12 protein-coding genes are annotated in these 13,905 nt (G+C 41.7%); 6 read left to right on the top strand and 6 right to left on the bottom strand.

Going from position 1 to position 13,905, the window contains the following annotated elements; translation table 11 throughout:
- On the bottom strand, nt 1-710 hold a 710-nt coding region (locus VE944_RS26135; protein ID WP_324984022.1), incomplete at its 3' end, for a penicillin acylase family protein.
- 482 nt (nt 711-1,192) lie between these two features.
- Here VE944_RS26135 and VE944_RS26130 point away from each other — a divergent pair.
- Together VE944_RS26130 and VE944_RS26125 are read left to right on the top strand one after the other, a co-directional pair.
- On the top strand, nt 1,193-1,702 hold the full coding sequence (locus tag VE944_RS26130) for a helix-turn-helix domain-containing protein (RefSeq protein ID WP_324984019.1): 510 nt from the start codon (nt 1,193-1,195) through the stop codon (nt 1,700-1,702).
- Nucleotides 1,703-1,737: 35 nt separating this feature from the next.
- Entirely contained in the window at nt 1,738-2,187 is a 450-nt protein-coding gene (locus VE944_RS26125) for a transposase (protein ID WP_324984018.1), read from the top strand.
- Between the two features lie 228 nt (nt 2,188-2,415).
- Here the strand turns inward: VE944_RS26125 and hemN are convergent, their stop codons facing one another.
- A complete protein-coding gene (gene hemN, locus VE944_RS26120) occupies nt 2,416-3,798 on the bottom strand; it encodes an oxygen-independent coproporphyrinogen III oxidase (RefSeq protein ID WP_324984015.1) in 1,383 nt (460 codons plus the stop codon).
- 134 nt (nt 3,799-3,932) lie between these two features.
- Nucleotides 3,933-4,610, bottom strand: coding sequence for a biliverdin-producing heme oxygenase (locus VE944_RS26115; RefSeq protein ID WP_324984012.1), 678 nt, complete (start codon nt 4,608-4,610; stop codon nt 3,933-3,935).
- A 421-nt stretch (nt 4,611-5,031) separates the two neighbouring features.
- Here VE944_RS26115 and acsF point away from each other — a divergent pair, with 421 nt between their 5' ends.
- A complete protein-coding gene (acsF, locus tag VE944_RS26110; protein WP_324984010.1) occupies nt 5,032-6,108 on the top strand; it encodes a magnesium-protoporphyrin IX monomethyl ester (oxidative) cyclase in 1,077 nt (358 codons plus the stop codon).
- Nucleotides 6,109-7,265: 1,157 nt separating this feature from the next.
- Here acsF and glgA read toward each other — a convergent pair.
- A complete protein-coding gene (glgA, locus tag VE944_RS26105) occupies nt 7,266-8,705 on the bottom strand; it encodes a glycogen synthase GlgA (RefSeq protein ID WP_324984008.1) in 1,440 nt (479 codons plus the stop codon).
- Between the two features lie 139 nt (nt 8,706-8,844).
- A complete protein-coding gene (gene hemC / locus VE944_RS26100) occupies nt 8,845-9,816 on the bottom strand; it encodes a hydroxymethylbilane synthase (RefSeq protein ID WP_324984005.1) in 972 nt (323 codons plus the stop codon).
- Between the two features lie 268 nt (nt 9,817-10,084).
- Here hemC and VE944_RS26095 point away from each other — a divergent pair, with 268 nt between their 5' ends.
- Complete coding sequence (locus VE944_RS26095) at nt 10,085-10,651, top strand: Uma2 family endonuclease (protein WP_324984003.1); 567 nt, start codon at nt 10,085-10,087, stop codon at nt 10,649-10,651.
- Nucleotides 10,652-10,820: 169 nt separating this feature from the next.
- On the opposite strand, the gene VE944_RS26090 is transcribed toward VE944_RS26095, so the two are convergent.
- A complete protein-coding gene (locus VE944_RS26090) occupies nt 10,821-11,243 on the bottom strand; it encodes a lysozyme inhibitor LprI family protein (RefSeq protein WP_324984000.1) in 423 nt (140 codons plus the stop codon).
- Between the two features lie 186 nt (nt 11,244-11,429).
- Here VE944_RS26090 and VE944_RS26085 point away from each other — a divergent pair, with 186 nt between their 5' ends.
- Together VE944_RS26085 and VE944_RS26080 are read left to right on the top strand one after the other, a co-directional pair.
- Nucleotides 11,430-12,440: a YegS/Rv2252/BmrU family lipid kinase gene (locus tag VE944_RS26085; protein ID WP_324983998.1), complete on the top strand. Its 1,011-nt coding sequence runs from the start codon at nt 11,430-11,432 to the stop codon at nt 12,438-12,440.
- Between the two features lie 56 nt (nt 12,441-12,496).
- On the top strand, nt 12,497-13,905 hold a 1,409-nt coding region (locus VE944_RS26080; RefSeq protein WP_324983995.1), incomplete at its 3' end, for a metallophosphoesterase family protein.

The following is a 13,905-nucleotide window of genomic DNA, read 5'->3' as shown; positions in this document are numbered from 1 at the left end:
CCATAAGCATCAATCCCTGGCGCGGTGATTTGGGCTTCGTACCACAAAAATAAATCTGACCAAGGTAGGTGTGGGTTTGCTAACAACATGGCATTCCCATTGGCAGAATGACTTGGTGCGATCGCCCAACCATTAGATCCTGCTTGCAACTTTTGTTTGCTCAGGTCTAATACTTGTTCAGGATTGACTACAAAGGTGAAATTGAGTACCCGATGTAAGTGAGCCATGACATCTTCTGCCTTGACTGGTAGCACTACCTTAACTTGATCGTCAATTAACTTCGGATTTTGTTTTGCATAAGCATTGATCCCAGTAGCAAAAGCATCGAGATAACTACGAAAAGTTGGACTCTGTGCTTTGTACCAACTACTAGCGCGTTCTGGTACTCCCGCAGTCTGTACCCAACGATCTGACTCCAGATATTCCTCTCCCCAATATTCGGCTGCGCGTCCCCGTGCTTGACCATAGAGACGCAAAAGTAAATCTCCATGACTTTGCATTTGTGCCCAACCAAAGGCATAAAATGCACTCTGGTCATCTTTACCGTAGATGTGCGGCACACCATAGGTATCCCATAATATCTCTGTGGATTTCGTTGGTACAGCTACGGTGCGGCTTCCGACAAACAAAACCAGTATCAAACTGAGTATTAAGGGTAAAACGCGTATTGATTTTCTTTTGTAAACTCTGAGTAAACTATTAATCCTCATTAACACCACCATGTACACATGTAATGTCTGGTGACTGAAACTGCTATTGGTCAGTGAGGAACTAGGGATTAGGGATTGGGAAGAGAGAAGAAAGTGAGTGTTTCAACCAAGAGGTAGGGGGTAGGGAGCAGGGGGAAAAAGGGAAATTTCCCAAGCAAAGCGCACCCTGTCCCAATTCCTCTTTTCCCTCCCCCTTGCTTCTTTTTCAATAATTTCCCTAGTCCCCAGTACTGTTTTTGGTCACAAGGTAAAGTTGTACGCAAGTGACTTTGACAAAGCAGATTTAAGTCGATCTAACAATACCACTTTATTGAGAAATAATATCAAAACTATAAGAGTATCCTTTATTCCTTTTAAAAAATGGGGAAACAGCTACAAGATCATGTAATCTATATATTTATCAAGAAAGATTATCAACTAATACCAATTTTAGATGAAGCTGCATATAATGGAGAAAATAAACTCGATAAATTAAAATAACTATGAGCCGCCCTTTTAAGATTGAAATTGCAGAGAGCGAAGAAGAACTTAAAAAACGTCTACAAACAGCTAACTTGGGAAACCAGAAAGAAAAACTTATTATGCTGTGGTGGATAAAAAGCGGACAGGTTAAGGAGCAGCAAGAAATTGGAAAACGCTTGGCGAAAGATACCTCAACTGTGACAAGGTGGTTGCAGAAGTACAGAACTGATGGACTGTCGGGCCTATTAGAAATCAAGAAAGCGCCAGGGGCAAAACGGAAAATCGATGATGCTGCGATCGCAGCACTTGAAGAGGAGCTAAAAACAGGAAAAGGCTTTAGTAGTTACGGTGAAATAGTCGAGTGGTTGAAACACCAACATAAGCTGGATATAGAGTATGCAACAGTTTATGCGTGGGTGAGATATCGATTAGGAGCAAAACTGAAAGTCCCACGCCCTCAAAGCCACAAGCAAGACGAGAAATTGGTATCTGAGTTTAAAAAAAACTCGGCACCATTCTCAACTGTTTAGAAGAACATCTCGCACCTGGCAAGTGTGTTCGCTACTTGTGTCAGGATGAAACAAGGGTTGGACTCAAAACTCTTACAGGCAAAGTGATTACAGCTTCCGGAGTCAAGCCCACTGTTAAGGTGATATGGCCAAGAGATAACTTTTGGATTTATGGTGCAATTGAACCATTGACTGGAGATCATTTCCTTTATGAATATCCAAAACTAGATGGCGAGTGTTTTCAACAGTTTTTGGATTGGCTATCTGTGCAATTAGGCTCGGATTATGCAATTTTACAGATTGACCAAGCACCGGCTCATACAAGTTCAGCGATTAGCTGGCAAGAGTTTATTATTCCTCTATTTCAACCACCATCGGCTCCTGAACTCAATCAAGAAAGAAAGGCTTTGGCAAGCTCTCAAGAAACCTCTCAAAAATCAACTTTTCTCTTCTTTACAAGCTTTACGCGAAAGCATCCAAGAGATATTCGACCAACTTACTTTTGAGCAAGTAATTTCTGTCTCTTCTTATAACTTTATCCTAGAAGCTCTTTTCTATGCAGCTTCACATTAAATTGGTATTAGACACGGGATTAGTAGTAGCTTTTGCCCTCAGCAGGCAAATTACCACTATAGACACCTGATGCCTAAGTCCTAATTACTTAAATCCCCTCAATCGTGATTTTCAAGGTAGATTCAGGGGATAATATGTAGCTGACATTTGTAAAAGTGGTATCAAATAGCACGAGAAAATTTTGTCTCTCTTGTTCTTGTGTGAGTATCAAAGATGACGGCAATATTTCTGACTAGTAATCTACCGATATCTGTAATCTGGATCTGATTTTTTGATAAACTAACTAGACCATCGGCTTCTAGTGGTTTTAACGCCTCTAGTTCCTCAGAGAAATATTCATCAAAATTGAGATCATACTTATTTTCAATATCTTGCTTATGCAAATGAAAGTGAGACATAATACCCATGATCACATCCCGTCTGATGATGTCATTTTGAGTAAGCTTGATACCTTTGCTAACAGGTAAAGCACCTGCTGCAATTGTGTGATAATAATCCTTTAATTCCTTGTGGTTTTGAGCATAAGCATCTTCTAGCATACTTATGGATGTAGAACCAAAACCAAACAGTTCTGTCTCAGCGTGGGTAGTGTAGCCCTGGAAATTGCGCTTGAGAGTGCCATTGCGTTGAGCGATCGCTAGTTCATCATTAGTTTTAGCAAAATGATCCATTCCAATAAATAGATATTGGTTATTCGTCAATTCTTCAATGGTCATTTTCAGAATTTCTAACTTTACCTCTGCTGCGGGTAGCGCCTCTTGAGGAATATTTTTTTGTGTAGGTTTGATCCACGGTATATATGCAAAGTTAAAGACAACAATTCGGTCAGGGTCTAACTCAACAGTCTTTTTCAACGTCTCCCGAAATGTTTCACGGGTTTGATAAGGTAAACCATAAATAAGGTCTACATTCACACTTTCAAACTTAGCTTCTTTAACCCAACTCATAACATCAAATAGCATTTCTTGTGGCTGGACACGATTTATAGCTACTTGAACTTGGCTATTAAAATCTTGAATGCCAAAACTAATACGGTTAAACCCAATTTCTCTCAGAAAGAAAATGTAATTTTTATCAATATAGCGAGGATTAATCTCAATTGAGATTTCTGCTTGTGGATCGATGTTGAAATGGCGATTGATGTTTTTCCATAAAAATTCTATTTGGTCACGATCCAAGTAATTAGGAGTACCGCCTCCCCAGTGGATTTGCAGCACTTTTCTATCTGGATCGATTAAAGCTGCGGTATTTTTAATGTCTTGAGCCAAAGATTCTACGTAAGGTTTGGCAATATTCTTGTTGTTGGAAATTACCGTGTTACAGCCGCAGAAGTAGCAAGCACTTTGGCAAAAGGGGATATGGAAATATAGACTTATAGGAGTTTTGCGTTGATTCGAGGCTGCGATCGCGGCCTTAAAATCAGTTTCAGTAAATGTTTCGCTTAACTCTGTAGCAGGCGGATAACTGGTGTATCTAGGTGCGCGAGTGTCGTACTTTTGAATCAAATCCAGATCAAACTTGACACCAGGTAATAGAAAAACCATTGAGTTGCTTTCCAATGAATGAGGGGAGTAGGGAGTGGGGAGTGGGGAGTGGGGAGTAGGGGAGGCAGAGGAAGCAGGGGAAGCAGAGGAGGTAGGGGGAGAATTACAAATGACTAATGACAAATGACTAATGACTAATTAGTTAGGCTATTAAACATAACTTGACCGAGTGCTATAATTAAATTTCCTTCTAACTCTTGAGCCATCTGTAAATTGAACCCAAAGGCATTATTAGCTTCTACAACAATCCGTTCTGCTGTTATATCATCAACTGCTAATTCATTTAATGCCTGACGATACATATCCTTAAATGCCTTTTTGTCAGGAATTTGCTCAAAATTGTAAAAGAATGTGCCTTCATAGCCAGAAAGCTTCAAGGCTGACTGAGCAACTTTTTGTAGCATTTGACCCCCAGAAAGATCGCCCATGTAGCGAGTGTAGGCATGACCTAGCAATAAGGCTGGTTCAATAGCAGAAATTTCCCGAATGCGGTCAATGTACTTTTGAGTAGCGGGTGAGGGTATAATTTGCTCCCTCCAATTATCCCCATAATAGAACACCATGTCTTTTTCGAGCGAAGATTGGCGATTAAGTTCTGGAAAGTAAACCGCACTAATCACAGGATGCTCTAAATGGCTCTTTAATGCTGCTTCTAGTTCGCTGTAGACGTAATACAAGTTGCTTAAGAACTTGGCAAAGCAGTCTCTATCCACAACTCCTTTCAAAAAACATTTCATGAATCCCACATTTTCTGCTGAGGTGTGGGCTTGTTGAGTTCCAGAGCGCAGTTTGATGGCTAGATTACTACTCATTGTTGCTTCCTTCATGTTCAAGGGCAAGGTTTTTGGGCAGTCACCGACTCAGGATGCCTGCCAGTGCCAGCTAAAAGATTGTTATTCTAGGTTTAGAGAGGATCTGCATCACTCTATCTGGCAAGTAACACTGCCGATGTAGATCCCAGCTATTTTTATTTCTCCTAAGATTATTTAACTATTAATTTATATATAACTATAAAGATATTAGTATTTATTTATGTTTTTCTGATTTTCACGCTTAGTCACATCCCACTTGAGTGGTAACAAAACTGATTGTGGAATAAGCATTTAAACTCTCCTAAAACAACGGGTAATAAGTTTATTTCTCACAATTTACTCTCAATAATTTAACTGATGTCTACAAACAACTATTTATGCTTAGATAACATTTAAAGGATGAAATAATCAAAGGATTCTTATGGTTAAGTCTCTGGAAACCTCACAACCTGAGTTGCTAAAACCAGGTGTAAAAGCCCCTGTTCAAGAAACATTATTAACACCCCGATTTTATACTACTGACTTTGAAGCTGCGGCGCAATTGGATATTTCGTCCCAGGAAGCCGAGTTACTGGCAATTGTAGAGGAGTTACGAGCTGACTATAACCGTCATCACTTTGTCCGTGATGAAGAATTTCAGCAGTGTTGGGATCACATTGATGGAGAAACGCGCGCCGCCTTTATTGACTTTTTGGAACGTTCTTGCACCTCAGAGTTTTCTGGGTTTCTGCTGTTCAAAGAATTATCACGCCGTCTGAAAAACCGCAACCCGATTTTGGCGGATGCTTTTAATTTTATGGCACGGGATGAAGCACGCCATGCGGGATTTTTAAATAAGTCAATGGCAGATTTTAATCTTTCCCTCGACTTAAGTTATTTAACCAAAAATCGCACTTATACCTTCTTTCCGCCAGAGTGGATTATTTACACAGTCTATCTGTCTGAGAAAATTGGCTACTGGCGCTACATCTTGGTGTATCGCCACATGGAGAAACATCCAGAACACCAAATTTATCCACTATTCCGTAAGTTTGAAAGTTGGTGTCAGGATGAAAATCGACATGGAGATTTTTTCAAAGCGCTGCTGCGATCGCAACCTCAACTATGGAATAATTGGAGAGCTAGATTATGGGTACGTTTCTTTTTGCTGAGTGTTTTTGCTACTCACACCTTGACAGTATTTGAACGCGCCACGTTTTATCAATCCATTGGGATAGATCCGCGCGAATATAATACCAGAGTCATTCAAGAGACGAATAACACCGCCGCAGGGGCATTTCCTTTGATTTTGAATACAAATCACCCAGAGTTCTTCCGGCGGTTGGAAAAGTGTTCTGACCTTAATTTGAAACTAGTAGAGATTAACAACAGCGCTCGTTCACCAGTTGTAAAATTCTGCCAAAAATTACCTTTGATAGCCTCCATTGTTGGGCATCTATTGCAGACTTACTTAATTAAACCCGTTGATGCTGAATCATTGAGAGGAACAGTTCATTAATTGGTAACTGCATACATCAACTGAATCTACAAGTCTTTTTTGGGAATCTCTTCACTCGAATTCTATAAGTTATATTTTGCACCTGCGCTCTTTCCCGCCAGAGAATGAATTATCTGGCTAATAGCGCAAGTCCACTCAAGTGGACTCAATCAGTCTTCTTTAGAAGATAGCCCCAGAATTAATGATACTGCTGGCGAATTGGTAGGGAGTCTAACTCATCAGCCCCAATCCATCTTAATTTATTTAATTTCAGTGCGTTTAAACGCACTTTAGCTATCAGCCCGCAATTTATTGCAGGGCGGGAAAGCAACGCAAAACCAATGATTTGTAATATTTGTGTGAATATATAGGACTCATATTTGATTTTTAAACAAAACTCAGTACACCTTTACAGCACTTCCGGCTATTATGCAATATAGTTTTCTCCTTGCCCGTCTCCTATCATCGCTTTCAGCTTTTAGGATGTACCTCATAGCTGCCGTAAGTGCTGTATTCCTTCTTCCCAGTCCCCAGTCCCTTACCTTTACGAGTGATTCAGAAATCAAAGACGCTCGATAGCGCAGCGTTAGCGACGCAGGAGCGTCTGACTCGCTACCGCTTCTCCCAAGGGGAGACGCTACGCGAACGCTATCGGATTGCTATAAAGTAAGTTACCATGCGTCCGGGAAAGATTTCACCATAAGTAGGCGTCTTGATTTGCTCGACATAGCAGTTAAGCTTGATTTAAAGCTCTGTTTTTTATCCAAGACATAATTATATTTCTAAATTTGCTTGTTTTTGCCTCAGTAAAATGTGCGATGACGACCGCATATAAAAATACAAATACAACTATAATAAGCGCCAAGAATATGTGCAAAATATCTGGTTCCCAAGGGCGATCGTATTTGAGTAATCTAAAAAAATAAAATATTTGTAGCTTGGGTTGAACTTGGTTCTATTCAAACTATCCCTATATTTAAAAGCAGTAACTACAACAAAGGTTTCTGATTTGTTATCTGGGGACACTAAAAATTGGACATAGTTACAAAAAAATTGTTTGAGAAACAAAAAAACTCATGATTAGCAGCTTCAGATATCAGGCTAATCTGAAAATGCTATCATGAGTCCCAAAAATTAGAGTTGGCACGTATGATACATCTGTACGCACCTACAGAGATTTATGATTTGCTATTAGCGATCGCTTCGTTTAAAACTAACTCTGGTTGTGGTGTCTCCTCTTCTTCTGGCAAACCGTAAATTGACCTGTACAACTTCACGTACTCTTTGGCAGATTGATACCAACTAAAGTCTTCACTCATGCCCCGCTTTTGTAGTTCTTGCCATTGTGGTTTAAAACGGAAGCCTTCCCAAGCCCGGATCATACAGGTGAAAAGGTCTAGCGGTTCATAGCGGTCAAAGCAATAACCGGTACCTGCTGCATTTTCGGGGTCGTGATGGCTTACGGTGTCAACTAATCCACCTGTGCGGCGGACAATAGGCACAGAACCGTAACGTAAAGACATCATTTGGCTGATGCCGCAAGGTTCAAAACGACTAGGCATTAAGAAAGCATCAGTACCAGCGTAAATGCGGCGAGACAGGGCATCGTTATACAGTAAGTAAGTTGCCATGCGTCCGGGAAAGCGGGATGCTAATTGCCACATCTGAGTTTCATAGTAGCGATCGCCTGTCCCTAAAAGAACAAACTGTGCATCTGTATAGGAGAGGAAGCGATCGAGGATTTGCAATATCAAATCAATGCCTTTTTGTTCCACTAATCGGGTCACAATCCCAATTAAAAACGCTTTGGAGTTGACTTCTAATCCTACCTCTTCTTGCAAAGCAATTTTGTTAGCTTTGCGTTTCTCCAGGCTATCAGCAGTAAAGGTTTGAGCAATATATTTATCATTTTCTGGGTTATAAACTTCAGTATCAATACCGTTGATAATCCCAGATAATTTACCGCTAATAAAAGACAGCAAACCTTCTAATGTTTCACCGTAAGTAGGTGTCTTGATTTGCTCGGCATAGGTGGGCGAAACTGTATTTACCTTATTGGCAAATTGCACCGCCGCCGCCATAACGTTGTGTCCTTGCATATACCAGGGACACCAAGTAATTTTTTCTAAGTACCAACGCCACGGCCCTTGATAAGCCAGATTATGAATGGTAAAGACTGTGGTTATATCAGGATCTTGGTGCATCCACACGGGAATCATCCCCGTATGCCAATCATGACAGTGCATAATTTCCGGTTTCCAGTAATTCCAAGCAAACTCGGCTGCACCATTGGAAAATAATGTGAACCGCCAGTCTTCACCTTCTCCAGAATAAATGTGGCGGGGTAGGAAGGCGGGATGTCCAAATAAGTACAAGGGAACATCAGTACCAGGCAGAACGCTTTCATAAACAGCAAATTCCTGGAACATCGCAGAGCCGCGCCAGATGGGTTCTTTAGGAATTTCCATTTTGTCTGGCAGGAAGCCATAGTAAGGCAAGAATATCCGCACATCATGCCCCATTTCTCTCAGAAATTTGGGTAATGCCCCAACAACATCACCCATTCCTCCTACTTTGGCAATGGGTGCTGCCTCTGCTGCAACAAATAGAATCCGCATGGTAATTTTTGCTTCCCTGATTCTGTCTATATTGTCAAATTAACTCTAAGATCCCGACCAACGCGATTTGTCGCGTCTGGCACATCTTTGGTGCAACGGCGATCAATTCTTATCTAATCACATCGGACTGCCCAATTGCTTAAGAACCGCGCTGAATCACCGCAAAAATTTCTGATAAAATTTCTTGCGCTCCCTGTTGCCGCAACACTTGGGCTAGTTCTATGCCTAGCCCTTCAGCATTATTGGCAATCCCTGTGACGGTATCTTTGACGAACTTTTGACCATCTACACTGGCGACTATCCCGGTTAAGGTCAAATTATCACCAGATATTTCTGTATTTACACCAATAGGTACTTGACAGCCGCCCTCTAAAGAGCGTAGAAAAGACCGTTCAGCGAGACAGCGATCGCGTGTTTCGGGATGTTCGATCGCTTTGAGTAGAGATAGCACTTCATTATCATCAGCACGGCATTCTATACCCAAAGCTCCTTGTCCTACGGCGTGGAGAGAGATTTCTTTGGAGAGAATTTGATGAACGCGATCGCCCATTCCCAATCTCTCTAACCCTGCTGTGGCCAAAATCAAAGCATCGTATTCGCCTGCATCCAGTTTTGCCAACCGTGTAATCAAGTTTCCCCGAACATCTTTAAAGGTAAAGTGCGGGAAGTGATGACGTAACTGTGCTAACCGCCGCAGCGAAGATGTACCAATTACTGCACCTTCTGGCAATGTATCAATTTGTTTATCTTTGTGCTTTTCATGCACCACTAATGCATCTGCTGGATTTTCCCGTTCTGTAATTGCTGCTAGTGTTAATCCTTCAGGTAAGTGAGTCGGCAGATCCTTGAGAGAATGAACGGCAAAGTCAATCTCCTGATTGAGCATTCCAACTTCAAGTTCTTTAGTAAAAAGTCCTTTATCGCCAATCTTAGCTAATGCTACATCCAAGATTTTATCGCCTTGGGTAGACATGGTGTGGACTTCAAAAATGATATCAGGGAATCTTTTCTGGAGTTGCTCTTGTACCCAGTAGGTCTGAACCAGAGCAAGTTGGCTTTTGCGTGAACCAATCCGAATAGTGCGTGGAGGGCTAGAAACAACTGAAGTCATAAAACAATATAATATCGCAGGCGATAAATTCACTCTCATCTAGACTACCGTAGTCAGGGACTCATACCAATTTTGGAGTTTGGATTTTGGATTTTGAATTACAATTCTTTACCTAAAGCTGGTTCTAGGAATCTCAAACAGTACTACTTAATACAGCATTATTACGGTACAAGCTGCTATATTTATCACTCGAAGACAATAAAATGCACGGTACATCGATTGAAAACTGCTATAAACTTGATGTAAGACTTTCGGAGTAGCAGAAATTATGAGTGTTGCAAAATCTGCATCTCTAACTCTAGAGGAGTTTCTGAAGTTACCAGAAACAAAGCCTGCAAGCCTTTATATTGATGGTGAGATTATCCTAAAACCAATGCCGAAAACCCGCCACTCCCGACTTCAGGCTAAGTTGATTGATGGAATTAATCAAGTTACAGAAAAGAGGCAAATCGCTTATGCTTTTCCAGAGTTGCGTTGTACTTTTGGTAGTCGGTCAATTGTTCCAGATGTGGCGGTTATCCGTTGGCAACAAATTGAGTTTGACGATAACGGAGAACCTGTAGATGATGTGCTAATTGCTCCGAACTGGACAATTGAAATTCTTTCTCCAGATCAGAGTTCCAATCGAGTTACCAGCAATATATTGCACTGCTTAAAATATGGTTGTGATCTGGGATGGTTGATTGATCCCGATGACCGCTCAGTTCTGGTTTTTCAACCACATCAACAACCAGAATTTTGTCATAAAGGAGATAGGTTGGCTGTTCTAGATGGTGTTGATTTAAATTTGACAGTAGAACAGCTATTTGGCTGGTTAAAGATGAAAGCAGAGTGAGCAACTTCAGCTTCAGTTAGGGCTTGGGCGTAAAACGTTTGCCGATCGCTCAGTCGAGAGTTTAAATTATCTTATTAATATCAAACTAATTTAAACTACGTCCTTTGTGGGCGTGGTTTCTCTTGAACTAATTACTAATACCTCTGGCGTTGCGGTTTTATTCGACTTTTTAAGGGTCAGATTTGAGATATTCCTGTAATTGCTGGGTACGCAGCTTTGTAGTATTTTCTAGACAACCAGAATAAATGCTAGGGGCAATACTTCCTCCCTCATATCTGGTTCTTTCAAACTCACAGTTGGTATCTCGGAACTTGAGCCAAGCTTGTTGTGCAGCAATCAATTTCTGTTTCCTAGACCTTTCTAAGGTAGGTAGCAATTGTTGATAGGCTTGATTCAGTTTTTTATCTGCCCTTTGATAAGACAACTTCGCGCATTCATTAATTGCTATTTGAGTTTGAGGATTATTGCAGTTGACCCTTTGAACTAAGCGCATCTCCCGTAAATCATGCGCTGTATCTGCTATTGTCACGGTGGGAGTATTTAAAGTGCTGAGAGTTAGCATACTTGCTAAAACTAGTGATAATTGACGCATGGCAAAAATTTTCTTGTTTCAATAAAGACAAAAGATACTTAAATACGCATCAGCATTGGTTCTGACGCAGAAGACTTCTAAACTTCTTACAAAATGTAAACCAGCCGCCAGAAGGAAGCCGAAATTTCACAAGAATGCTAAAAAGAAGTTGGTATTTTAATGATCTAAGTTTAGCCTTTATATTTTATGAATCGTTCCGCCTGCCTCATTTTCAATCCAGTTGCGGGTCAGGGTGACCCAGATATAGAACTGGCAGAAATTCGGGCAATATTAGAGCCAGAAATTGACCTAGATATTTATCTCACAACTGAAGAAATCGACGCTGATCAACTGGCTAATGCAGCAGTAGCGAGGGGAGTAGATGCAATCATTGCTTCGGGGGGAGATGGCACTCTCTCTGCGGCAGCAACGGCTCTAGTAGGTACTGATATTCCATTTGGAATTATTTCTAGAGGAACAGCAAACGCTTTTGCCACAGCTTTAGGAATTCCTGACACGATCGCAGGTGCGTGTGAAACAATTTTGCAGGGAGGAACCCGCCATGTAGACGTAGCCTATTGCAACGATCGGCCAATGGTACTCTTGGCAGGTATTGGCTTTGAAGCTGAAACTGTACAATTGGCAGACCGAGACGCTAAGAATCGCTTTGGCATGATGGCCTACGTTTTCGCTGGAATTCAGCAACTGAGAAACTTAAAAAACTTTGATGTTGAAATTGAAACAGAAGACAGGATAATTAAAACTAGTGCCTGTGCAGTTACAGTAGCAAATGCCGCGCCTCCTACTTCAGTTTTGGCTCAAGGCCCAGCAGGTCTGATTTATGATGATGGGTTGCTAGATTTGACGATTGTAGCTCCAGCTAACAAAGCAGGAGCGATCGCAGCTACATTTCATCTATTCCAAACGGCTTCTACAGGTAACGCTGTTGATCGGAATGATATTGGCTTCCTGCGAGCCAAAGAATTTAAAATTACAACTAAGCCACCGCAAAAGGTTGTTCTAGATGGTGAAATCGTGGGCACAACTCCAGTAGAAATTAAGTGTGTACCAGCAGGTTTGAACATTTTTGTGCCATTAGTAGAAGAAGTTGAGCCTACCGAAAAACTAGAGGGACTCCCTAATCTGACTATTGAGATGAAAGACACGACAGGGGGGGCAGAGGAGGCAGAGGAGGCAGAGGAGGCAAGGGGAGAATAACCAGTGAGAAATTACTCTTGCCCGATTCCTAATTGAAAATTCAGGAGTAGGTTGCATTGAAACTTGTATCTGATCCAGCGATCGCTAACAAAATCCGTAAAATGAATCAACGGGTACGGTGGCAAGATCCGTTAATTGTAGAACGGAACATTGACCAAACTCGGCTGGTTTTAGAGGATGGCCAAACAGACAATTCTGAGTTCTCATTTTTAGTTGTAGGTGATAGTGGTTCCGGCAAGCACCGAGGACACAATCCCCAGCGAAAGGTGGCTGAACTTATGTTGCCCCATCACAGCGAATGCCGTTTTATGCTGCATACCGGGGATGTGATCTATTTAGTAGGGTCGAGTGAATACTATCAGCAGAATTTCATCCAGCCTTATCGAGAGTTTCTCTTGGGGGGAGAGCATCCCCAACGGATTGCTTATGACCAGATGATTTTTAAGCTGCCCATTTTACCTGTACTGGGAAATCATGATTACTATAACTTGCCGATTCTATTGAGCTTGGCCTCTCTGACAACATTACCCATTCGCCGCCTGTTGCGATCGCGCTTAGACCTAGATGTAGGCTTGCATGGCTCACGAACGGGTGAAGCCTACGCACGGGCATTTATGGACTATCTTCAGGCGTTTCAGCTTCCAGGAGAGTTAAATAATCATTTAAATCAGTATTACACAGCCAAGACAGATACAGGTTATTGTCTCAGCTATGAACCTGGGCACTTTACTCGCCTTCCCAATCGCTACTACACTTTTCGCTATGGCGGTATTGATTTCTTTGCCTTGGATTCAAATACATTTAACGATCCACCACCGCTGCCTAAAACAAAACAAGGCAATGCCGAGCGCAGAATTTTAGAAAAACGTCGTGAAGATTTAGAGCAAGAAAAGCAGCAAATCATTGAAACCTCAGCCAAGCTTCGTCCAGAAAACCCCAGCGAAGCCGACCAATTAGACGACTACCACGCCAATGTGTCACAAATTGAAGAAATTATTGTTGATATCGACAAGCAATTAGCTGCTGATAAAACAACGCTGACTGACACTGAACAACTAGACTGGCTCAAGCAAAAATTAATTGAATCTTGGAATAACTCTGAAGTTCGAGGAAGGGTGATTTATTTCCATCATCCACCTTATGTAACTGAAGCGACAAAGTGGCAGCAAGCACAAACTCTGATAATTCGCGATCGCCTCCGTGGTGTGCTGGATGCGGTAGCTAAAGAAATAGGTTCCCTAACTCAGGGGCGTCCTTTGGTCGATTTGGTATTAAACGGTCACGCCCACTGCTTGGAACACTTGGAGACAATGGATACAGGACACGCTGATTCTCATATCCACTGGATTGTTTGTGGCGGTAGCGGGTTTAGTTTGCGCCGCCAACGGATTGAGGGAGCAGATTTGATGGAGGAAAATAGATTAGTGGCGCGATCGCATCTCTTCATTGGTCGCAATGGTCAAGG

It is taken from the genome of Nostoc sp. (genome assembly GCF_035638895.1).
Taxonomy (GTDB): Bacteria; Cyanobacteriota; Cyanobacteriia; order Cyanobacteriales; family Nostocaceae; genus Nostoc.
This window is presented reverse-complemented; position numbering and strand designations above follow the sequence as displayed.